We start from the raw sequence: 22,556 nt of genomic DNA on the forward strand, positions 1-22,556 counted from the left end.
GCCGACGTGGCGGGTCCTGCCCCCGCGCCCTCCGGGTTATGAGCCCGGTGCTCTGCTCGCTGAGCTACACGTCGCTGTCGTGCTCGCCAACGTGGCGGGTCCCGCCCCCGCGCCCTCCGGGTCCGGAGCCCGGTGCTCTACTGACTGAGCTACACGTTGTGGTGCGCCGGCGAAGCACCGTCGACCGGGGACGACTTTAGGACGCGATCCTCGCTCGGGGCAACGGAGTTATCGGCGGGGGCGGTGGTGCGGTGCGTGGCGAGGCGGACCGAGACCCGGCCGTTGCGCCACCGCGTGCGGTTGTAGGCGACCGTCACTCCGGTGCCGGTCTGCGAGACCTCCTCCTCGTCGACGAGGTACGGCCGGCCCTGGTCGAACCCCTCCCGAGTTCATCGCCTCGTAGGCCACCGGCGCGACGGCCGGCGGCGGGTCGGCCGGCGGGTGCGGGCGCAGCCGGTGCGCGCGGATCTCCCCGGCCACCTCGCTGCCCCGCGCGGGTGGCGACGCCCGGGTCGTGGTGGCGCCCCGGCGTCGCCCGGCGTGGCCCGGCGTCGGTCACAGGCGGGCGGTGGCCTTGGCGACGAGTCGGGGCAACAGGTCGGCCTCCCAGCCGCGTTGGGGGTATCCGTCCGGGGTGGACAGGTGGCCCAGCGGGGTGATCCGGACGATGAACTCGTCCTTGCGGAACTGCACGCCTCCCTGCGCGCTGTAGCCGGCATCCGCGCCCGCCGACGGCGGCAGCTCCCGGTAGTCGGCGGGCCGGCGCGAACCGGAGGCGGTGAAGTCCCAGTCGTGGGTCATCTCGGCGCCGGTGGCGATCGACACGATGTCCACGGTCAGGCTGATCGTGCTGTACGCGTCGATCACCCGAGGTGTGTCCAGCGTGAGTTTGCAGGTCGTACTGCGCAATGCGGGCCCCTTGCTCTTGAGGAATCCGCGGGCGTCGGCGGTGCCGACGACTTCGACGCCGCGCACCTCGGGAAAGACCTCCCGGACGTCGGCGGCGGTGACGATGTCGCACACGTCCGGCCACGTGGTCGGGTCGTCGGGTCGAGCCGTGAACCTGCCGTCCTTCGCGGGCGCGGGCGGCGCCGAGGGCCGGACGTCGGCGGTGCGCGGCGGCTTCGCGCTCTCCGTCGGCATCCGGCCCGTGGTGTCGATCGACGGGAAGGGTGGCATCGGCTGTTGCTCCGCGGCCGCGGGTGGTCCCGCTCCGGCGGGATCCTGGAACGTCTTGCGATCGTGTCCGCCGTCCCCGTCCGCGCCGTTGATCAACAAGGCGGCGACCACGGTCGATACGATGCCCGCCGCGACCAGTGCGCCCCATCCGACCGGACCACCCGCAAACGCGCCGGAACGCTCCCGCGCACCGACCTCCCCCGGCCCGACCGGAGGCGGAAAGGGCGCGTACGCCGGAGTGGGCAAAGCCGCGGGAGGCGGCGGGGCGGATCCGGGTCGAGGCGGGTCGGGTAGGTCACGCTGGGCTTCGGACACACTGAACTCCCGGAAATCACGGACTCGTTCGGCGCCGGACGCCGTTCGCCACCCTGTCCGCGAACGGTCCCGGCCACGGCACGCTAGGCGCCCGGCCCCGCGCTCGGCATCCAACGAGCGCAGGAGAACCGGGTAAACCCTGGCGGTATGCGGGCTCCGTCGAGGGCGCCGATGCGGGCGCGTTCCTCGTCGGTGCACGTTCGGCTTCCCCGCCTACGTCGGCAGACGCGGCGGAATCGATGTCGCGCCGGCCACCGCGGGCCGCGACGAACCGGCCGAACTCGGCTCCGAGGCTTGACGGTTGACCCCACCGAAGCGGCGCGTGAAGGCGTACGACGCGGAAAATGCGTTGCCCGACGCCTGAGGCTCGCCTAGGTTCGCACCGGCCCGAGTCGCTCGGGCCGCACACGATCCGGCAAGACCCGAAGGAGAAGGCCGTTGCTCGTCTGAGGCAGGAGACCCGCACCGCACTCGGGCAACCGTGTCGCGGAGGCGCGCGATCTCGACCTCGGCACGGAGCCGCCTTCCCGGTCCTCGGGACCGCCTGACCCCAGGCGTTGCCGCCCTCCCCCTCCATCGGTCGACGCACCGCGCGCCCGCGGGTCTCCAGACGCCGCCCTGTACGCAAGCACCCTGGAGGCATCCACCATGTCAACCCTCCCCGTGTCCATCGTCTGCACCGACCTCGGTTTCGCGTGGCCGGACGGCGGCCCCCTCTTCGACGACTTCCAGATGGCCGTGGGCCCGGGCCGCACCGGCCTCGTGGGCCTGAACGGCGCCGGGAAGTCCACGCTGCTGCGTCTGATGGCGGGCGACCTCGCGCCCACCCGCGGCTCGGTGCGGGTCACCGGTGAACTCGGCTACCTGCCACAGGACCTCACGCTCGACACGACCGCCCGGGTGGACTCGGTGCTCGGCATCGCGGCGCGACGGGCGGCCCTGCACGCGGTCGAGGCGGGCGAGGTCGACGAGGCGCACTTCGCGGCAATCGGCGACGACTGGGACGTCGAGGAGCGCGCGATCGCGACGCTCGACCGCCTGGGCCTCGCGCACCTCGACCTGGACCGCACCACGGGCGAACTCTCCGGCGGGGAGTCCGTGATGCTGGCTCTCGCGGGCCGGTTGTTGCGCCGCCCGGACGTGCTGCTGCTCGACGAGCCGACCAACAACCTCGACCTCGAGGCGCGCGAACGCCTGTACGACGTGGTCGAGGCGTGGCCCGGCGTCCTGGTCGTGGTCAGCCACGACCGCGGCCTGTTGGAGCTGGTGGACCGGGTGGCCGATCTCCGGGACGGCGAAGTGCGCTGGTACGGCGGCACGTTCAGCGCGTACGAGAACTCGCTGGAGGTGGGGCAGGAGGCGGCCGAGCGCATGGTGCGGGCGGCCGAGTCCGACGTACGCCGCCAGAAGCGCGAGCTGACCGCGGCGCACCACAAGCTGGCCCGTCGCAAGCGCTACGGCCAGAAGATGTGGGACAACAAGCGCGAGCCGAAGGTCGTCATGGCCCAGCGCAAACGTTCGGCGCAGGTCGCGGCGGGCAAGCAGCGCACGATGCACGGCGAGCGCCTGGCCGACGCGCGCGAGCGTCTGACCGAGGCGGAGCGGGCGGTACGCGACGACGACGTGATCCGTGTCGACCTGCCGCTGACCGAGGTGCCGGAGGGCCGCCAGGTCGTGGCGCTGCCGGGCGTCGGGCTTCGGTTCGGGCCGCGCGTGCGGCTCGACGTACGCGGGCCCGAGCGCATCGCGCTGCTCGGCCGCAACGGTTCGGGCAAGACGACGCTGCTGCGGACCATCGCGGGGCTGACCGAGCCGCGCACCGGCGAGGTGCGGCGGGAGGTGCCGATGCGCTGCCTGCCGCAGCGCCTGGACCTGTTGTTCGACGACCTGACCGTGGTGGAGAACGTCGGCCGTTTCGCGCCGGGTGCGAGCGACAACGAGATCCGCGCGCGGCTGGCCCGGTTCCTCTTCCGGGGCAGTCGGGCCGACCAGCGGGCGGACTCGTTGTCGGGCGGCGAGCGGTTCCGGGCCACGCTGGCGGCGCTGCTGCTGGCCGAGCCCGCGCCGCGGTTGCTGATGCTCGACGAGCCGACGAACAACCTCGACATGGCGAGCGTGCGGCAGTTGACGACCGCGCTGGAGTCGTACCGGGGTGCGCTGATCGTGGCGAGCCACGACGTGTCGTTCCTGCGCGGGCTCGGCATCACGCGGTGGCTGAACCTCGACGAGCGGGGGCTGACGGCGGTGGATCCGCGGTAGTGCGGGCGTGACGCGCGCCGTCGTCGGCGCGTCCGCGGGTGGGCCGCCCAGGACCGGCAGGACCGATGCGGCCCCGGCAGGATCGCCGCGCCCGGCGGGGCGGGTGCCGACGGCCGTGGGTTCGGGGCCGCATCCGCCGTGGCGCTCGGCGAACCACGCGCCGTCGGGATCGTCAAACGCCCGAACGGCACCGCATGTGCTCGTCCCGCCCACGCCGGGCGCGCTCCCCTAGGGTTGGCCGTGCGTCCGATTCCCGGACGTGCGTCCGCGTCGGCGGGCGGCGGGCAGGATCGTCCGGGTACGCGGGCGGATCCGCACACGAGGAGTCGGGGATGGCAGGGCGTCAGCAGGAGATCTCGGAGGAGACGCGCAGGCGTCTGGTGGAGGCCGCGTTCGAACTCGCGGCGGACGGCGGCGCCGCGGCCGCGTCGATCCAGGCGGTGGCGACCCGGTCGGGGATCAGTCGGGGTTCGGTGGCCTGGCACTTCGGGTCGAAGGACGGCCTGCTGGTGGCCGTGGTCGAGGAAGCGTTCCGGCGCGGCACCGAGTTCCTCCGGGCCCGGCTCGCCGAGGCGCCGCCCGGAGCCGGCGCGCTCGCGGCGGCGAACTTCGCGTTGATGTCGCGGCCCGAGGCACGGATCTACGCCACGCTGCTGCTGGAGGCGGTGAGCCGGGAGTCGGTGGTGGGGCGGGCGTACGCCGCGCAGTACGTCGCGCTGCGCCGGATGTACGCGGACTACCTGCGCGAGGTCGCCCCGTCCTCGGGCGACGTCCTGGATCCGGACGCGGTGGCGGTGGCCATGCTCGGCAGCAGTCTGGGCATCAACCTCCAGCACCGCCTGGACCCGGACGCGGTCGATCGGCCCGCGGCCGTCGGGGCGATGGAGACGATCTACGCCCGCGCGCTGCCCCCCGCCGACCGGGAAGGGCCCACCGACCGGAAGTGACCACGAACAATAACCGAATGATCACCTGCTGTCCGACACTTGCTGTGTTGAGCGTCCAATATTATGTTGGAGGTCCAACGAGAGGCAGGTGATCGTGCCATGCAGTTGATCGACCTCACCCGGACCCTGGATCCCGCCGACCGCGAACGGCTCCCCGAGGAACTGCGCGCGCTGGCCGGGGTGGTGGCCCCGCAGGTGACATACGCACACCCGACCGGCGACGGCCGGCAGGAATTCGCCCGCGCCATGGGATGCGGCGTCGAGGACCTGCCGGACGGCGAGGGCTGGGGCTCGGAGACGCTCGACGGCTTCAGCTCGCACCTGGGCACGCACGTCGACGCGCCGCTGCACTACGGATCCACGTGCGAGGGCCGCCCGGCACGCACCATCACCGACATCGCCGTGGACGAACTGTGGTGCGAGGCGATCGTCCTCGACCTGCGCGGTCGCTGCCGGCCGGACACCGCGATCGAGGTCGCGGCGCTCCGCGACGCCATCGAGGACACCGCGGCCGAGGTTCCCGCGGGCGGCGCCGTGCTCCTGCGCACCGGGCAGGAGGGATTCGGACCCGGGGACCCGGAGTTCTTCCGATACCCGGGGATGAGCCGCGAGGGCACCCTGTTCCTGGCCGACCGGGGCGCCAAGGTGCTCGGCACCGACGCCGCCGGCTGGGATCTGCCGTTCGGCGTGATGGCGCGCGCCTTCCGCGAGGGCCGCGACAACGCCGTCCTGTGGGACGGACACCGCGCCGGCCGCGAGCGCGAGGTCTTCATCGTCCAGCAACTCGCCAACCTGGCCGCCCTTCCGCCCGCCGGGTTCAAGGTGGCGTTCTTCCCGCTGAAGCTGGCCCGGGCCAGCGCCGCCCCCGCCCGCGTCGTCGCGTTCGTGTGACCCGACCCCTTCACCAGGAGGACCCTGTGAAACTTGCCACCGTCGGGTACGACGCGAGCGACCACGCCGCCGTCGTGATGGAGCACGAGCAACGCCTCGTCCTGCTCGACCGCGCCGCCGGCTACGCCCTGCCCCGGGAGAGCCGCCCGCTCCTGGCCTCGATGTCGGACATCATCGAGGGCGGCGACCGCGCCCGGGAGGCCATCGACCGCGTCCTCGCCGACCCGCCCGAGGCGGCCGTCGTCGACACGACCGACGTACAGTGGCGGTCGCCGCTTCCGAACCCGCCACAGATCCGCGACTTCGGCGGCTTCATGGACCACTTCCGCAACGCCCGCGCCCGCATGCAGGGCGTGCCCGCGCACAGCGTCGAACTGCCCCGGGTGCAACTCGAGCGCCCGCTGTACTACATCGCCAACCGGCTCGCGCTCGCCGGTCACGAGACCGACGTGCACTGGCCCGCCTACTCGACGGTGCGCGACTACGAACTGGAGTTCGCCTGCGTCCTCGGTCGCGGCGGCACCGACATCCCCCGGGAGCGGGCCGCCGAACACATCTTCGGCTACACGATCTTCAACGACTTCACCGCCCGCGACACCCAGATGGAGGAGATGGCCACGGGGCTCGGCCTGAGCAAGTGCAAGGACTTCACCGACGCGAACGTGCTCGGCCCCTGGATCGTCACCGCGGACGAACTGACCGACCCGTACCGGCTGTCCATGGTGGCCCGGATCAACGGCACCGAGGTCAGCCGGGGCACCAGCGCCGACATGGACCACACCTTCGCCGACATGATCGCCTTCGCCTCCACGGCCACCCGGCTGTACCCGGGCGAGGTCCTGTGCTCCGGCACCGTGCCCACCGGCTGCGGGGTCGAGCACGGCCGATTCCTGGAACCGGGTGACACCGTCGAGTTGGAGGTCTCCGGCATCGGCGTCCTGCGCAACACGGTGGTGACCGCGTGAACGCCTCCGCCGGCACCGACGACGTGGTGATCACGGGAGTCGGCTGCACCCCCTTCGGCCGGCACACCGACCGCACCGCCGCCGACCTCGCCGGATCCGCCGTCGCCGACGCGCTGAGCGACGCACACGTCCGACCCCACGAGATCGGCGCCGTGTTCTACGCCAACGTCAGCCAAAAGGCCCTCGAGGGACAGCACATGATCCCCGGCCAGACGGCGCTGCGCCCGCGCGGACTCGGGCACGCCCCGGTGGTCAACGTCGAGAACGCCTGCGCGGGCGGAGCCACCGCCCTGTGGCTGGCCGTCGCGCACGTACGCGCCGGCATGTCCGATGCCGCCCTGGCCGTCGGCGTCGACAAGCTCGTGTGCGCGGACACCGCCCTCGGGCTGGCCGTCTTCGACGGGGCCCTGGACGTGCACCGCCGCGAGGAGACACTCGCCGGCCTGCGCGCCCTCTCCGAGGGAGACGTGCCGCAGGGCACGCAAGCGCATCCCGGCGACGGCCGGCGGTCGGTGTTCATGGACATCTACGCCTCGCTGGCCCGCGCGCACATGCACCGCTTCGGCACCACCCGCCACCAGCTGGCCACCGTCGCCGCCAAGAACCACGCACACTCCGTGCACAACCCGCGCGCACACTTCCGCAGGCCCTTCACGCCCGAACAGATCCTCGCCGCACGCAAAGTGGCCCACCCGCTCACCGTGCCCATGTGCTCACCCGTCAGCGACGGAGCCGCCGCCGTCGTGGTCATGCGCGCCCACACCGCCCGCACCCGCCCCGGACACCCACGAGCCGTCCGCGTCCTCGCCAACACCCTCGTCTCCGGAAGCGACCGCCCCGCCGACCGCCCGGAACTGCACATCGGCCGCCGCGCGGCGCTCGCCGCGTACGAACAGGCCGGACTGGCACCCGCGGACGTCGACGTCGCCGAAGTCCACGACGCCACCGCGTTCGGCGAGATCCAACAGATCGAGAACCTCGGCTTCTGCGCCATCGGCGAGGGCGGCCCCTGGTCGCTGACCGGCGCCGGCGGCCTGGGCGGACACCTGCCCGTCAACCCGTCCGGCGGCCTGGAATCACGCGGACACCCGGTGTCGGCCACCGGCCTCGCGCAGATCTTCGAACTGGTCACCCAACTGCGCGGTGAAGCCGGCGCCCGGCAGGTCCCCGGCGCGCGAATCGCCGTCGCGGAGAACGGCGGCGGACTCTACGGCATCGAGGAAGCCGTCGCGGCCGTCACCATCCTGGGAGGCACCCGATGACCACCAGCGCACCCCACGCCCCCGACCCCGTGCACCACGACGGCGGCTACGCCCGACTGATCCTGTCCGCCCTGCGCCGCCGACCCGACCGCGAGGCGTTCCGCTGGACCGAGGACGGCCGGTCGCACACGCTCACCTATGGCGCCACCGCGGAGCGCATCGAACGCATCGCCGCCGTGCTGGGACGGCACGGACCCGCTCCCGAGCGCGCGCTGGCCCTGCTCACCGGGCCCCGCCCCGAGGCGTTCACGATCATGGCCGCCGCGTGCCTGGCGGGTGTCCGGTTCACCGCGCTGCACCCGCTCGGGAGCCGGGAGAACGACGCCTACGTGCTTCGCGACAGCGGCGCCGACCTGCTCGTCGTCGACGACACCCGGTTCGCCGACCGCGCCGCCGCGGCCCGCGCCGCCGCCACGAGGGTCGTGACCCTGTCCGAACTCGCCGACCTGGCCGAGGACATCGACACCACCCCCGCCGCCGGGGACCGGCGCGGCCCGGCCGACTACCTCTTCTACACCGGTGGAACCACCGGCGAACCCAAGGGTGTCGTCCTCGGCGACCGCTCGCTCACCGCCAATGCCTGGGCCGGCACCACCTGGGCCTGGCCCGAACGGACCACCTTCCTCGTCACCACCCCCATGTCGCACGCCGCAGGACTGCTGATCGCCCCGGGACTGCTGCGCGGCGCGACCTTCGTGATCCATCCCGGGTTCGACCCGGACCGGGTCCTGGACGCGGTCGAACACGACGGCGTCAACGCCACGTTCGTGGTGCCCACCATGCTCTACACCCTCCTCGACCACCCCCGCACCCCCACCGCCGACCTGTCCGCGCTGGCCTGGATCCTCTACGGCGCCGCACCCACCAGCCCCGCCCGGCTGATCCAGGCGCGGCAACGGTTCGGCCCCGTCCTCAGCCAGCACTACGGCCAGGCCGAGGCCCCCAACGCGCTGACCGTCCTGGACCCGGACGAGCACCACGACGACCCCGCGGTCCTCGTCTCCTGCGGACGCCCCGTCCCGGGATGCGAGATCCGACTGCTCGACCACGACGGCAACCCCGTCCCCGTCGGCGAACCGGGCGAGGTCTGCGTGCGCGGCCCGCTCGTCATGGACGGCTACTGGAACAAACCCGACCAGACGCGCGCGGCGCTGCGCGACGGCTGGCTGCACACCGGCGACATCGCCCGAGCCGACGCCTCGGGCCGGCTGACCATCGTCGACCGGATCAAGGACGTCGTCATCACCGGCGGATTCAACGTCTACCCGCGCGAGGTCGAGGACGTCCTGTCCGACCACCCGGCCGTCGCGCACTGCGCCGTCTACGGAGAACCCGACCCGCACTGGGGCGAGGCGGTCGTCGCCGCCGTCGTGCTGCACGACGGCCACGACGTGTCGCCCGACGAACTCGCCGACCACGTACGACGGACCAAGGGCGGCGTCTGGACCCCCAAACACATCAGCGTGCACGAGACGTTGCCCCTCACCGCGCTCGGCAAGGTCGACAAGAAGGCACTGCGCACCCGGTGACCACCTCGCGGGCCGGGACCCCGCCGGGGTGGTGGATCATGGCCCGGGGCGTCGGCGGGCCTCAGTCGGTGGCGGCCTTCGCGACCATCTCGCCGATCCGATCGACGGCGGCGGAAGGGCCGGGAAAGAACCGGTTCTTGGTCAGCGCGAAGGAGATGCCGGTCGCGGGGTCGGCCCACGCCGCGCTGCCCCCCATGCCGGGCATGCCGAAAACGCCCGACGTCCGTTGCGGGACGGCGCCGGGCCGGCCGAGGTTGTAGCCCAGCGCCCGCGGCATCGGAAAGCCGACCATCTGGTCGATGTCGGCCGTGGCCAGGGCCGTGACCGCACGCAGCCGTGCCTCCGAGACCAGCCGGACACCGTCGACCTCGCCCAGCAGCGCGGCGTACATCCGGGCCACCGCGCGGGCGGACATCGTGCCACCCGAGGGAATGTCCGACGTGAGCACCAAGGGATCGTTGCCGTATCGGGCGCTGGGGGTCACGGCGGGCGGCGTGGCCTTGAACATCGGCAGGTCGGCGGGCATCGCCGCCATCATCTCGGCGGCACCGGGCGCGTCCTCGAGTCGGGCAAGCCGGCCGAGCTCGGACTCCGGGACGCCGAAGAACAACTCGTCGGCGATGCCCAGCGGACCCGTCACCTCCTGCCGGAGCACGTGCGAAATCGGCGTGCCGGTGGCTCGGCGCACGATTTCGCCCATCACGAAGCCCCAGGTCGTGGCGTGGTAGCCGGTCTTGGTCCCGGGCTCCCACCAGGGCTCGGAACCGGCGATCAGGGCGCACATCCGATCCCAGTCGGCCAGATCCCGCACCGTCAGGTCGGACGGCACCGCCGGGACGCCGACCGAGTGGGTCAGCGCGTGGCGGACGGTCGCCCCGTCCTTGCCGTGGGCGCCGAACTCGGGCCACAGGTCGACGATCGGCGTGTCGTAGTCGAGGGCACCGCGGTCGGCGAGGACGTGCACCACCGTCGCGGTGACGCCCTTGCCCGTGGAGGCGCTGTAGAACGGGGTATCCGAGGCGACCGCACGCCCGCTGCCCGGATCGGCCGTCCCGGCCACCGCGTCCACCACCAACTCGCCGTGCCGGTACACCGCGACCTGGACACCCAGTTCGGCACCCGACTCGACCAGGCGGTCAACGGCCCGTTGCACAAGCTTCTGCATGACGTTCGTACCCTCTCGATCCTCGAAAACGGCACCTGTGGGCACCGTTCACCCGAGGGTCGGAACCAACGGCGGGATCTCGACATCCCGACAGCACTCCTTCACGCGGCCCGACCACCGGGCCACCCACCCGCCACGAGAACCCGAACGAACGAGCACGAATGACCACTGCCGTGGCAGTGGACGATCGTCGGCACGCGACGTCATACCGCCGCTCCCCCGACCCCGACCGAGGACCGCGCCGTCGCGGTGCGTCCCCACGCCACGTCCCCGACGAGATCGTCCAAGCCCCGGGCATTCCGCACACCCGCACCGGAAGGAAACGCCAAGACCGTGCCCGCGTCCCGGCAGGTGGAGGTCCGGCAGGCGGACGTCACCGATGCGAGCGGCTTTCCCGCGCTGAGCGATGTGGACGTGGTGGTCTCGGCCGTCGGCGTCGGCAAGGGCGACGGCCCGGGCGCGCTGATCGCCGGTGCCCGGCGAATGGCCGAGGCGCACGTGCGCACGGTGTGGCTGGGGGCACTCGGCTCGGGTGTCTCCAGGCGGTCGGGCGGGCTGATCTACGCCGGAGTGATGCGGATGTTCGTCGGATCGGAACCGGCGGAGAAGGCCGAGGCCGACGAAATCGCGCTGCGGGCCGGCGCCACGGTCTTCCACGCCCCGGAGGTCACCGGCGGACCGCTCGGCCCCACCCGCAGCGTCGTACCGCCGGCGCAACTGCGACGCCCGCTGCTGCCGCCCCGGATCTCCCGAACCACGCCGGCGTCGCTGCTGCTGGACGAGGCGGAGTCGGGCCGGTACGGAAACGACATCGTCGTACCCCTCACCTGATCACCACCGCCACCGCGACCGACGTCGACGCGGCCACCGCAGCCGTGACCGCCGAGATGATCGGGAAGGACGGCGGTCGGGCGCTGGTGTCGCGCGTCGACATCGCCGACGAGGAGGCGGTACGCACAGCCGTGGAGCGCACGGCCGAAACGTACGGAAGTCCCGACTTCGCCGGCGCCGCCCCCCGGCGGAACCACCACGCCGCCGCAGGGTACGGCTGCTCGGGCACGGTCGCCGAGCTCGGTCGGAGCGACCTCCGCACCGTCCGAGCGCCGGGCCCGGAATGCCCGTCGAGGGCCGCCGTGACCGGGGCCGTCACCGCCGGTCGAGGATGTGGACGGTGGCGACGACGTCACCGCGGCCGCCGCCGCGCAGGTGGGTGACGCCCAGCCCGGGAAGGCGGATGTCGTCAAGGTGTCGCGTGCCCGGCGGGATCTCGACCCGGGTGTCGTCCCCGGTGGCCTCGTCGGAGTCGAATGTTTGCAACGGGACCGTGGTGCCGTGCGCGGCGGCGGCTGCGGAGACCTCGACGGTGCAGTGCAGGTCGTCCCCGCGACGCCGGAACACCGCGTGCGGTTCCACGCTGACCTCGATGTACAGGTCACCCGCCGGGCCCCCGCCCGGGCCCACCTCGCCATCGCCCTTCAGCTGGATCCGGGTGCCGGTGTCGACGCCTCCCGGGATCTTGAACGTGAGCGTGCGTAGGACGCGCACGCGCCCTTCGCCCGCGCACTCCTCGCACGGATCGGGAACCGTGGTGCCCAATTCCGTGCACCGCAGGCACGAACGCCGGCCCGGCCGTGTCCGGACTCGGCCGTTGCCCGAGCACTGGGCACAAGGATGCCTCGCGGTGCCGGGGGCGACGCGTTCTCCGTCACAGAGTGGGCAGACGACGGCGCTGTCGAGCCGGATCTCCCGAATCGTGCCGAGGACGACCTCTTCGAGTTGCACGGGGATCCGGATCAGGGCGTCGTCGCCGCGCCGATCGTCCGACGACGAACCGTGGTGGGGCGGCTCGCGGTCCGGCGCCGATATGGCCGCCACGGCGGCCTCGATCCGTGCGGCGAGCCGGTCCGCGTCCTGCGTGTAACCGGTCAGCACCAGCCGTCCGCCACCCCTGAGCCGAAGGACCAGGTGCACGTCCCATCCCATGGCCCGGGCCAGGATGTGGCGCTGTCCGTGGTCGGCCACGCAGCGGATCGCTGTCCAGGGCAGCACCCGTAATCCTCCGGTCCACCGGCAGACCAGCCCGCCCTCGCGCAGCACGAACACCTCGTCGTGTCGCCGCACGGTCCGCAGCCCGCCGGAGATTCCGCCCCAGAGACCGATCAAGGCACCGCCCCACAGCAGCCCGACGAACTGCGCGGCCCCGGGGTCTTCGGTGAAGACGGAAATCGTCGACGGGACCGCGACGGCCGCCAGTGTCAGGCCGACCAGCAGCGCGACGACCGCGACGCGCCCGCGGCGTGCGTTGTCCGTCGGATGGTTGCGGATGAAGGCGCCCAACTCGCGCTCGGCATCTGTGATCATCGATTCCTCCCCGGGGTGCCGCCCCAGGTCCGCCGACCGGGGCGAGTGTTCGATCCGTCGCCGTTCAGGAGACCATGGTCGAGCAACTGCCGTGGTCCGAAAGCCACTTCTGGTCTGCGCCGGGCCTCCTCCCCGTCACGGGCCCGCCGAGAGACCATGAGCGGGTCGGTGTGCCGAGCCCCCGGGGATTACCAACAACCACGCAGGTGGGCGACCGTCGGAGTGCTGCGGGAGACGGGGGTCCAGCGCGGTCGGCTGTCGGAACCTGGGTGCGGCACGTTGCTCCAAGGGCGACGTACGCCAATCGACGAGCGTCGACACCACCCAGCGATTTCGGCCCGGATCAGTGCCCCGCGCCGCCCGTCGGCGCGGGGCCGGCCAGGCGTTCCTCCAGGCGTTTGCCCTCGATGTCCGGGTCGGGGACGTATTTCGCGAACCACTGCGGGTGGTACCAGAGTTTGGCCCGGACGATCGCCATCGTCGCCGGGACCAGGGTGAGCCGGACCACGAAGGCGTCCAGGAAGACACCGACCGCGAAGCTGAAGCCGATCACCTTGATGGTCGGGTCGTCGGTGAACATGAACGCCACGAAGATCGAGAACATGATCAGCGCCGCCGCCGTCACCACCCGCGCCGACAACCCGGTGCCGCGTGCGACCGCGCCTCGGGCATCGCCCGAGGTGGTGTAGTCCTCCTTGATCCGCGAGACGACGAACACCTCGTAGTCGCTGGACAGACCGAAGATGATCGCGAGCATCAGGATCGGCAGGAAGCTGATCGTCTCGGTGGGGGTGATGTCGAAGATGTCCTCGCCCCAGCCCCACTGGAACATCGCGACCTCCGCGCCGAAGGCCGCGCCGATCGACAGCAGGAAGCCGAGGATCGACTTGATCGGCACCAGGATGGTCCGAAACGCGAAGGTCAGCAGCACGAAGGCCAGCCCGACCACCACCAGCAGGAACACCGGCAGCGCGTCGGAGAGTTTCGTGGACACGTCGATGTTGGAAGCGGTGCTGCCGCCGACCAGGATCGGCGCGCCGACGCCGTTCTCGATCGCCGCGCGGTTGTCCCGGATGTGGTGCACCAGGTCGGCGGTGGTGTCGGAGTTGGGTCCGGTCGTCGGGATCACCCGCACCACGGCCACCTCGTTGTTCACGGCGAGCGGACCCGCCGCCGCGACGTCCGGTTGTTGCCGCAGCGCGTTCACCAACGTCTGCACGCCGCTCTGGTCGACGGGTCCGTCGGCGACCACCAGGAGGGGTCCGTTGAAGCCGGGCCCGAAGCTCTCCGCGGTCAGGTCGTACGCCTTGCGCTGGGTGGAGGACTCGGGCTGCGACGCGGCGCTGGGCAGCCCCAGGTCCATGCTCGCCGCGGGGATCGCCAGCACGAGCAACAGGCCGACGCCGAGGACCAGGACCGGGATCCGGAAACGCACCACGAAGCGCGCCCAGGTCGCGCCGAACGTCCGGGCCGGCTCGGTCGCGGTGATCCGCGCGACCTCCTCGTGGTGCCCGGGCCGCAGCCGGGTGTCGATGAACTTGGCGACCTTGGGACCGGCGAAGCCCAGGATCGCCGGCAGCAGGGTGAGCGCGATCAGCAGCGCGACCGACACCGCCGCCGCCGCACACAGCCCCATCAGGGTCAGGAACGGGATGCCCACGACGGCCAGCCCGCACAGGGCGATGATCACGGTGAGCCCGGCGAAGACCACCGAACTCCCGGCGGTGCCCAGGGCCAGCGACGCGGACTCCTCCGGCGTCATGCCGGCGATCAGGTTGTTGCGGTGCCGGAACAGGATGAACAGCCCGTAGTCGATCCCGCAGGACAGACCGAGCATCAGCGCCACCGTCGTGGACGCCGACGCGATGTCCACCACCGACGCGAGCGCGGTCACCCCCATCAGGGCGATCACCACGCCGATGATCGCGTTGACGATCGGCACGCCGGCGGCGACCACCGCGCCGAAGGTGATCAGCAGGATGATCAGCGCGATCGCCAGACCGATCAGCTCGGGCAGTTCGGAGGGGGTGATCCGCCAGCCCGGGTACACACTGCCCGAGTACTCGACCTGGACACCGGCCTGCTTGGCCGGCGCCACGGCATCCTCGAGCTTGTCCAGGGTGGAATCCTCGACGTCGGCCGGCTGCGCCGTGTACTGCACCCAGCCCAACGCGACCTGCTGGTCGGGCGCGACCCCCTGATCGGTGAACGGGTCCGACACGGAGGCCACTTGCGGCACGGTCCGCAATTGCGCGACGGCCGCCTCGATGCCGGCGCGAGGGCCCTGGTCGGTGACCTTGGCCGGGCTCTTCACGGCGAACACCACCTGGGTCTGCGCGCCGCCGAGCGCCGGCAACTTCTGCTCCAACAGGTCCGTCGTCCGCTGGGACTCGGTACCCGGGATGGTGAAGCTGTCGTTGGTCTGGCCACCGCTGACCGTGGCCAGGACGATGGCGGTCACCGCGACGGCGAGCCAGAATCCCAGGACCCACCGCCGACGCCGAAACGCCCATTTCCCCAGCCGGAACAGATAGGTGGACAAGCCGTTTCCCTCCACACCTACCGACAGGCCGCAACCGGCACACGAAGCACCACACGGCGACCCGCGACCACAAAGACACACAAGGACATACAAGGACATACAAAACCCAATAATCCCGCCCTATTTTGTCCTCTTCGGTGCACCAAAATCCCGCCGACGCGCCGACAACCCCGACCACCCGGCCCGGAGGCGGGTGGGCGTGCGTGCGGGGCGTGCGCGCCGGGCCACCGGCGTGGGCAGTCGCGGCGGGAGGCGAGCTCTACTCCTGGTTCCCCTCGAACGCCACCAACCTCGGCCTCCCACCAGGCCCTGCGCCACCGCCCCCGGTGACCTCGACGCCGCCGAACCAGGGCCGCGTTCAAGGCGAGTTCGTGGATGCGCGGGTGGGGTTTCTCCCAACCGACGATGGCCGAGTCGACGACGGCGTGCAGGCGGAGACTCGGGCTGCGCGAAACGACAAACATGGCCGTCGACGATGTGCCGGGATGTGCCGACCTCGATGGATCAACCGATCAGCGCCTCGGTGATCTGACGCGTCGTCTGCGCGGCGACCCGAGGGTTGACGGCGGCATAGGTGGTGTAGGCGTTCAGGCCGGTGGCCAGTGCCCACCCGCGGCCCCGGGTCCACGTGGCATCGTCCACATCGAGCGCGGCGCGGAACACGGACCGGCTCTCGGCGGACATCAGGGTGAAGGCGATGGTCAGATCGCAGGCCGGATCGCCGATGCCGAGTTCGCCGAAGTCGATCACGGCGCTGAGGCGACCATCGACGGTCAGCAGATTGCCGGTGTGGAAGTCGCCGTGGAACCAGACCGGAGGGCGCTCCCATCCGGGGGCGTTCAGCGCCGCGTCCCACAGCGCGGTCATGGCTGCGGCGTCGAACGTGCCGTCGACCTCCGCGATGGCGGCCCGTGTCGCATCGTCCCGTTCGACCAGCGGCCGCCCGGCGAGCTCGTCGAAAGCGGCCCCGTCCGGGAAGCCCTCGGGCGCGAACCCCTGGAGGGCGACCAGGAATTCCGCCAGCCGAACTGCGGCATCGGACGAATCGGCCAGACCCTCGACCGTTGCCGTCTCACCGTCCAACCAGCGGGCCACCGCCCACGGCCACGGATAGCCGAATCCGGGCTCACCCACTCCCACGGACACCGGAATCGCCAACGGCAGACGCGGCGCAAGCCCGGACAACCACACGGACTCCTTCTCGGCCTGCCCCATGGCCCCTTCATGGCGAGGCAACCGAACGGCCAGATCCTCCCCGAGCCGATAGATCACATGGTCCGACCCGGCCCGCGCGACCCGCGCGAGCGGCAACCCCGCCCACCGCGGAAACTGCGAACCCACCAGGCGCCCGACCAACACGGCATCGACCGAGGGCCGACGAGGGTCTGCGCCGGCACCGAATCCCAAGAACGACTCCCGAGCAGGGCCCGCCCACACGGCGGGCGACCGAAGCCATCACAACACCTCGTGAACCCGCCTGTCGCCCGAATTCACCAGGCATCGCCCGGAGGCCATGGGATGGTGGCGGTCGGCGAGAGCGGCACCACGTGTCCGCGCGGCGCCGTGACGGCTCCGCAGGTCGTGAGGTTCGCGCTGGAGGCCCTACCGCAGTAGGTCCGGTATGTACCGCGGTCGATGCCGGATACGATCGGCCGTCGATATCGACGACGTTGCGGGGACCGATGGATGACGTGATCGTGCGGCCGGCGGAGACGTGTGCGAGTCACCCATCGCAGTGGAACGCGCGGACCTCGGACGGCCGTTGCCTTTTCCCGCACCACCGCCACGGCATCAGCACCGTCGAGCGGCACCCGGACGGCGACCCGGACTCATCGACCAACGACGTGTGGGAAACCTGGCCGCCCCGAACGGTGAAGGGGTGGAACGACCGCACGAACGACGGGTACGTGGCCCTCACGGACTTTCTTGCGGCCACCGGCCTGCATCCGGCCTCCGACGCGGACGTCTCGGTCGACAGCCGGAGACCACGCCGATGACATCCGCTCCCGCAGAGCATCCGAACAACGCCGCGTACTTCGTTGCGGCGTTCCCGGGTTTCCTCGCCGACGACGTGCTCGCCGTCGCGTCGACGCTTCCGCCGTCCAGGCGGGTGCCCGTGCAACCGTTCCCGGTCGACGTCCACGGCGAACGTGTGGCGATTCCCTACCGCGTGTACGACGAAGCGCCGGACTTCGCGCTCTCCGCGTCGTTCTCCGGGCGCCGGATGACCGTCCTCGACTGCCTCTACACGCGGCACCACGACGGCCGGGTGCGCCAACGCCACCTGGAGCGCATCCTTCCCGTGGTCGAGCCGTGGGTGGCACCCTTCGTGGTCCAACTGGTGGGCGAGTACGTGGTGGAGATCCAGCGCGCCATCCGGGACGGGCTGGTCGACATCGACGTCCCCGGAACGCCGCAGCACGACGTCTACGGCACGTTCCTCGCCGCGAACCCGCGATTCCTGGAGCTCACGAGCCAACGCGTGGCCAGTTACTGGGACTGCTACTACCGCAACAAATACCCCCGCAAGTACTACCCCGGGAGCATCATCCTGGAGTCACTACGCAACGCCGCGCGGCGCGCGGCCCCATGAGGCCGTAAGGCGCGATCCGTTCACGCCACCCGCTGCGGGGCGGGCGTCGCCGTCGCGTTCGCCGACGCGGTCTGATCCTGCTTGGTACCGGCGCCGGTGCCGCTCACCGAAACCGGGCGACAGCCGTCACGCACGCCGGTCCGAGCCTGGGCGGTGTCACCGGGAACGCGTACGATCGCCCACCGCACACCGTTGCCGGTGAACGGCTGCCATGACTGCGCCGAACCCCAGCCGCCCATGAACCGCGTCGCAACCGCGCGCCCCCGTCCTCAACGGTGACGACCTCCCCGCCGGGCCGAGGGGCGCGACGGACGCACCCCCGATCGCCCTCACCCGCGCGTACGAACAACACTGCCGCCCGTCGACGCAGGCCACCCCCGCAACCTCGGCCGCACCGCAGCCGCATGGACGGGCGGCCACATCGCCTACAGCGCCGTGGTCGTCGGCATCTTCCCTGCGGGCGAGGTTCGACAGGCCATCGACGACCGTCCGCGTCGACGACGTCCGGGTGGCATTCCGGCTGCGGGCGCGGCACCGGTGCCACGCCCGGCTCGGGCGGGGGCGAGGGGTTTGCGGTGTGGCTGCTACTCCATCCCCTTCTTGCCCGGTGTCCAGAACGGCTTGGTCAGCACCGAACGGCGCGGCCACCCGCGATCGACCACCAGGTGCTCGCGGATCGACTGCACCGTCTTCGCCTCGCCGGCCACGTACGCGATGCCCGGTTCGGTGGGCAGTTCCAGACCGCGTACGGCGTCGAGCAGCACGGCCGAGGACGCCGCCGAGGCCGCGCCGCGCAGGGGTAGCACCAACTCGGCGCCGCGAGCGAGCGGCAACCGGTCCTCGGGGGTCGCGGTCTCCACGGCGCCGTACACGGCCGCGTCGGCGGGCAGCGCCGCGAGCATCGCGCCGATCGCCACCGCCGCGGTCTCCTCGCCGGCGAACACGTGGTACGGCGCGTCCGGGCGCAGGGTGAACCTGCCCTCGGGCCTGCCGAATCGGACCTCCTGACCCACCGTCAGGTCACGTCCCCAACGCGCCCCCGGACCCTCGCCGTGGTCCATGACGCACAGGTCCAGCTCGCCGGCCGCCGGGTCGTACCACCAGACCGAGTACGTGCGCAGCAGGTCGCCGGGTCGTATCCACATCCGCGGCGACAACAGGTCGCCGACGTGTACCCGGACCTGCTGCCCCGGCACCCGGCCGAGCCCGCGGACGGCGTCGCCGCCGATCCGGACCCGGCGCATCCGCGGCGTGATCGCCTCGATCTCGATCACGGTGCCGGTGATGGACAGTCGGTCGAGGAACCGGCGACCGACTCCGGTCGATCGTTGGGTCGTACTCATCGGACGAGCTCCCTGGTGCGTCGAGTGAGTCGAGTTGGTCGAGTTGGTCGAGCAGGCGAACGATCGAGCGCGTCGAGCAGGCGTGGCCGTGCCGGCGCCCGGGAGGGTTTCCGGGTCGGCTCGGTGGCTCAGCGGTGGTGCCCACGATCGCGGTCGATCGCCTTGAGCTCCCGGCGGGCGTGCTCCAGCACCCCGCGCACCCGCTCCACGACCGCCGGATCCCCGTGCGCACGGACGATCGTCGCCACCGCCGCCTTGATCAGGCGCAGCGCCGGGGCGACGATCTCGGCCGCGTTCGGGTCGCGCAGCATGCCCCATTCGCCGCGCACGGTCGCGCGGGCCCAGATCGCCTCGATCTCGTCGACATGTGCGGCGACCTCGAGGCGGCCCGCGTCGGTGATGTGGAAGACCTTGCGACCGCCGTCGACTTCGCGCAGCGCGAGCTGCTCGTCCTCGATCTGCTGGAGGGTGGGGTACACCGCGCCGGCGCTGGCCTGGTAGGCCCCGGCGAAGCGGGCCTCCAGACGCGTCATCAGTTCGTAGCCGTGCCCCGGCTGCTCCGCGATCAGCGCGAGCAGCGCGATGCGCAACTCGCCGGGGGCGAAGAACCGCCCGGTCCCGGTCGAACCGTCGGCGCCCCTGCGTCTGCCGTGGCCGTGCCCACGTCGTACGTTCACTCTCGAAAGATATGTCGTACGACATATCTTTCGCAAGGAAATCCCGGCTCGGGTCGAACCTCGCCGAAGGACGCAGGATCGCCTTCTCATGTCTTGGGTATCCCGACTCGCGGGCCTTCGGTTCGACCTTCAACAGCCGGGTGGTGGCGTCGGGTTCGATCCCACCCCGACGCCGTGGCCGCCCTCGGCGAGGGCGACGAGCGCGTGGACCGGGACGGATAAGTACCCCGCGGGAGTGTCCCGGCGGCGGCGCGTCCGGCGGACGCACGACCCCGCCGGGAACATACGGCTCGATCCTCACCCCGCCCCTCCCCCGACCACACGCATGGCCCGAGGCCGGCCGTGCCACGGGGCCCGTCAGTGTGCCGACGGGCCCCGCAGAGATCCAGGGCAGCCGACGGGCTTCGACGGAAGGGTGCCTCGCAGCAGGTACTCGGTCACCGGCTCGTCCACGCACCTGTTGTTTGGGCCCATTCCTCGACAAAGCGCCGCGCCGCCTCTGCCTTCGATGTCATATAGGCATGGCCTGTTTTATCGGGATGGACCGAGGAGTCGAGAACGCTACGGTCGAGCCGGGAAGGGAACAAGCTTCCGTAGACGGCTCCGAGATAGGTGCCGTAGGAGTACCCGACATAGTTGATCCGCCGCTCGCCCAGGACCGCGCGGATCACATTCATGTCCCGGGCGGTGTTACGGGTATTGAAGTGTTTGCGGCGCTGCCCGTCCAGTTTGTCGCATGACTTCTCGAGTTCCTTCGCCCAGGTCGCGAATTGATCGAAGTCCTTGTCGGACGGTCGCGATTTGATGTCGGGCAGATCCAAGTCCTCACACCGTAGTGGCGTCGACTGCCCGATGCCCCTGGGGTCGAATCCGATGAGGTCGTAGACGGCGTTGAGCGGAGTGCCCTTGAACTGCTCCTTGGGTGCCGACCTGCCGTACTGATTCGTCAGCCCCGACCCCCCGGGACCGCCCGGGTTGTAGAACAGCACGCCTCGCCGGGCCTTGCTGTCCGCTGCCTTCTGGCGGCTGATGGCCACGGATATGCGTTCGCCGCTCGGATGGGAGTAGTCCAGGGGGACCTCGACGGACGCGCACTCGACATCCCGGTCGAACGCGCAAGGGCTCCAGCCGATCTTCTGCTCGTAGAACGAACGAAGATCCCGAGATTGTTCCGGCACCTCGGCACCCGCAGGGAGAACGGAACCGGCTGCCGCGCCCAGGATTCCGACGCCGACGATGATGGATCGCCTTAAACGGGAGTTTATTGAATTCATCATGACCTATGGCACCTCAATGCGATCTCCGATCTCCATTTCCATGGGGATGCTACATCGGATCATGGTGACAAATATGATGAACCGTTGACCGTTCCATGACGACTCAATGACACGGCAGCCCGCCGAAGCGGAAGGGGCGGTTCCACGCAAGGCGTCGCGCCCCCTCTGCTTCACCGACGCGCTGCCTCTTTCGCAGCCCGCGCCCGAAGCTCGAACTTCAGCACCTTCCCGCCCGGATTCCGCGGCAACTCGGTGACGAATTCGACCGTGCGCGGCACCTTGTAGTTGGCCATCTCCCGGCGGCAGAACGTGATGATCTCGTCGGCGGTGGCCTCGGCGCCGGGGCGCAGCAGCAGGTATGCCTTGCCGACCTCGCCCATGCGTGCGTCCGGGACGCCGACCACGGCGGCCTCGGAGACGGCCGGGTGTCCGGCGAGGACGGATTCGATCTCCGCCGGGTAGGCGTTGAAGCCCCCGACGATGAACATGTCCTTGATCCGGTCGGTGATCCGCAGGTTGCCGTGTTCGTCCAGGACGCCGACGTCGCCGGTGTGCAGCCAGCCGTCCGCGTCGATCGCCTTCGCGGTCTCGTCCGGGTCCTCGAAGTAGCCCGTCATCACGTTGTATCCGCGCACCCACACCTCGCCGGACTCGCCGACCGCGGTCGGCTTGCCGTCCGCGTCCGCCGTGATCACCTCGACGCCCGGGATGGCCCGGCCCGAGGTGGACGAGATGGTCTCGGCCGAGTCGCCGTGGCGGCACATGGTGGCGGTGCCGCACGACTCGGTCAGCCCGTATGCGGTAAGCACCGCGTCGAAGCCCAGTTCCTCGGCCATCCGGGCGACCAGGGACAGCGGCACCGCCGCCGCCCCCGTGACCGCCAGACGCAGCGAGGACAGGTCGTACTTGCCCGTCCCCTCGCGCGCCAACGCATCCAAAAGCGACGTGTAGATCGTCGGTGCGCCCGGCAGCACGGTGACCTTCTCCTGTTGGATCAGCGCCATCGTGGCCTCCGCGTCGAAGACCGGCTGCGGGATCAGCGTGGCGCCCTTGATCAGACTCGCGATGATCCCGGCCTTGTAACCGAACGTCAGGAAGAACGGGCTGACGATCAGGTACCGGTCGCCTTCGGTGATCCCGACCACCGACGCCCAGGTGTCGAACACCCGCAATGTCTGTGCCTGGGTGGTCATCACGCCCTTGGGTGCGCCGGTGGTGCCGGAGGTGAAGATGATGTCGCCGGTGTCGTCC

18 protein-coding genes and 2 tRNA genes are annotated in these 22,556 nt (G+C 71.2%); 8 read left to right on the forward strand and 12 right to left on the reverse strand.

Going from position 1 to position 22,556, the window contains the following annotated elements; translation table 11 throughout:
- Position 1: 1 nt before the first annotated feature.
- The 3 genes from EMA17_RS27610 to EMA17_RS27620 all read right to left on the reverse strand — a co-directional run bounded on the left by EMA17_RS27610 (position 2) and on the right by EMA17_RS27620 (position 1,290).
- A tRNA-Met gene (locus EMA17_RS27610) sits at positions 2 to 74 on the reverse strand.
- Between the two features lie 12 nt (positions 75 to 86).
- Positions 87 to 159 (reverse strand) — tRNA-Arg (locus tag EMA17_RS27615).
- Positions 160 to 555: 396 nt separating this feature from the next.
- The gene (locus EMA17_RS27620; protein WP_126639823.1) at positions 556 to 1,290 is read right to left on the reverse strand and encodes a hypothetical protein; all 735 of its coding nucleotides are present in this window, start codon (positions 1,288 to 1,290) and stop codon (positions 556 to 558) included.
- Positions 1,291 to 2,142: 852 nt separating this feature from the next.
- Between EMA17_RS27620 and EMA17_RS27625 the strand changes: the two genes are divergently transcribed.
- The 6 genes from EMA17_RS27625 to EMA17_RS27650 all read left to right on the forward strand — a co-directional run bounded on the left by EMA17_RS27625 (position 2,143) and on the right by EMA17_RS27650 (position 9,347).
- A complete protein-coding gene (locus tag EMA17_RS27625) occupies positions 2,143 to 3,753 on the forward strand; it encodes an ABC-F family ATP-binding cassette domain-containing protein (protein ID WP_126639824.1) in 1,611 nt (536 codons plus the stop codon).
- Positions 3,754 to 4,085: 332 nt separating this feature from the next.
- Entirely contained in the window at positions 4,086 to 4,700 is a 615-nt protein-coding gene (locus EMA17_RS27630; protein ID WP_160161582.1) for a TetR/AcrR family transcriptional regulator, read from the forward strand.
- 99 nt (positions 4,701 to 4,799) lie between these two features.
- Positions 4,800 to 5,591: a cyclase family protein gene (locus EMA17_RS27635; protein WP_160161583.1), complete on the forward strand. Its 792-nt coding sequence runs from the start codon at positions 4,800 to 4,802 to the stop codon at positions 5,589 to 5,591.
- Between the two features lie 26 nt (positions 5,592 to 5,617).
- Complete coding sequence (locus EMA17_RS27640) at positions 5,618 to 6,556, forward strand: fumarylacetoacetate hydrolase family protein (protein WP_126639827.1); 939 nt, start codon at positions 5,618 to 5,620, stop codon at positions 6,554 to 6,556.
- Positions 6,553 to 7,818 (forward strand): thiolase family protein, encoded by a 1,266-nt coding sequence (locus EMA17_RS27645; RefSeq protein WP_126639828.1) that lies wholly within the window; start codon positions 6,553 to 6,555, stop codon positions 7,816 to 7,818. The genes EMA17_RS27640 and EMA17_RS27645 overlap by 4 nt, the downstream gene beginning before the upstream one ends.
- Positions 7,815 to 9,347 (forward strand): AMP-binding protein, encoded by a 1,533-nt coding sequence (locus tag EMA17_RS27650; protein ID WP_126639829.1) that lies wholly within the window; start codon positions 7,815 to 7,817, stop codon positions 9,345 to 9,347. The genes EMA17_RS27645 and EMA17_RS27650 overlap by 4 nt, the downstream gene beginning before the upstream one ends.
- A gap of 61 nt (positions 9,348 to 9,408) precedes the next feature.
- On the opposite strand, the gene EMA17_RS27655 is transcribed toward EMA17_RS27650, so the two are convergent.
- Positions 9,409 to 10,512 (reverse strand): serine hydrolase domain-containing protein, encoded by a 1,104-nt coding sequence (locus EMA17_RS27655; RefSeq protein ID WP_126639830.1) that lies wholly within the window; start codon positions 10,510 to 10,512, stop codon positions 9,409 to 9,411.
- A gap of 333 nt (positions 10,513 to 10,845) precedes the next feature.
- Between EMA17_RS27655 and EMA17_RS27660 the strand changes: the two genes are divergently transcribed.
- Complete coding sequence (locus EMA17_RS27660) at positions 10,846 to 11,343, forward strand: NAD(P)-dependent oxidoreductase (RefSeq protein ID WP_246126928.1); 498 nt, start codon at positions 10,846 to 10,848, stop codon at positions 11,341 to 11,343.
- On the opposite strand, the gene EMA17_RS51985 is transcribed toward EMA17_RS27660, so the two are convergent.
- The 4 genes from EMA17_RS51985 to EMA17_RS27675 all read right to left on the reverse strand — a co-directional run bounded on the left by EMA17_RS51985 (position 11,336) and on the right by EMA17_RS27675 (position 16,822).
- Entirely contained in the window at positions 11,336 to 11,485 is a 150-nt protein-coding gene (locus tag EMA17_RS51985; protein WP_160161584.1) for a hypothetical protein, read from the reverse strand. The two genes, EMA17_RS27660 and EMA17_RS51985, sit on opposite strands and share 8 nt — an antisense overlap.
- A gap of 173 nt (positions 11,486 to 11,658) precedes the next feature.
- A complete protein-coding gene (locus EMA17_RS27665; protein ID WP_246126929.1) occupies positions 11,659 to 12,873 on the reverse strand; it encodes a DnaJ C-terminal domain-containing protein in 1,215 nt (404 codons plus the stop codon).
- Positions 12,874 to 13,216: 343 nt separating this feature from the next.
- Complete coding sequence (locus tag EMA17_RS27670; RefSeq protein WP_126639831.1) at positions 13,217 to 15,415, reverse strand: MMPL family transporter; 2,199 nt, start codon at positions 15,413 to 15,415, stop codon at positions 13,217 to 13,219.
- Positions 15,416 to 15,919: 504 nt separating this feature from the next.
- On the reverse strand, positions 15,920 to 16,822 hold the full coding sequence (locus EMA17_RS27675; RefSeq protein WP_126639832.1) for an aminoglycoside phosphotransferase family protein: 903 nt from the start codon (positions 16,820 to 16,822) through the stop codon (positions 15,920 to 15,922).
- Between the two features lie 586 nt (positions 16,823 to 17,408).
- On the opposite strand from EMA17_RS27675, the gene EMA17_RS27680 reads away from it, so the two are divergent.
- Entirely contained in the window at positions 17,409 to 18,008 is a 600-nt protein-coding gene (locus tag EMA17_RS27680; RefSeq protein WP_126639833.1) for a hypothetical protein, read from the forward strand.
- A 584-nt stretch (positions 18,009 to 18,592) separates the two neighbouring features.
- Here EMA17_RS27680 and EMA17_RS27685 read toward each other — a convergent pair.
- The 4 genes from EMA17_RS27685 to EMA17_RS27700 form a co-directional block, all read right to left on the reverse strand.
- On the reverse strand, positions 18,593 to 19,351 hold the full coding sequence (locus EMA17_RS27685; RefSeq protein ID WP_126639834.1) for a siderophore-interacting protein: 759 nt from the start codon (positions 19,349 to 19,351) through the stop codon (positions 18,593 to 18,595).
- A gap of 128 nt (positions 19,352 to 19,479) precedes the next feature.
- A complete protein-coding gene (locus EMA17_RS27690; protein WP_160161585.1) occupies positions 19,480 to 20,028 on the reverse strand; it encodes a PadR family transcriptional regulator in 549 nt (182 codons plus the stop codon).
- Positions 20,029 to 20,465: 437 nt separating this feature from the next.
- Positions 20,466 to 21,305 carry an alpha/beta fold hydrolase gene (locus EMA17_RS27695; RefSeq protein ID WP_126639836.1) on the reverse strand — a complete coding sequence of 280 codons (840 nt, stop codon included), beginning with the start codon at positions 21,303 to 21,305 and terminating at the stop codon, positions 20,466 to 20,468.
- 170 nt (positions 21,306 to 21,475) lie between these two features.
- On the reverse strand, positions 21,476 to 22,556 hold a 1,081-nt coding region (locus tag EMA17_RS27700; protein ID WP_148112332.1), incomplete at its 5' end, for an AMP-binding protein.

Origin of the sequence: Embleya hyalina, assembly GCF_003967355.1 — a bacterium.
GTDB lineage: Bacteria > Actinomycetota > Actinomycetes > Streptomycetales > Streptomycetaceae > Embleya > Embleya hyalina.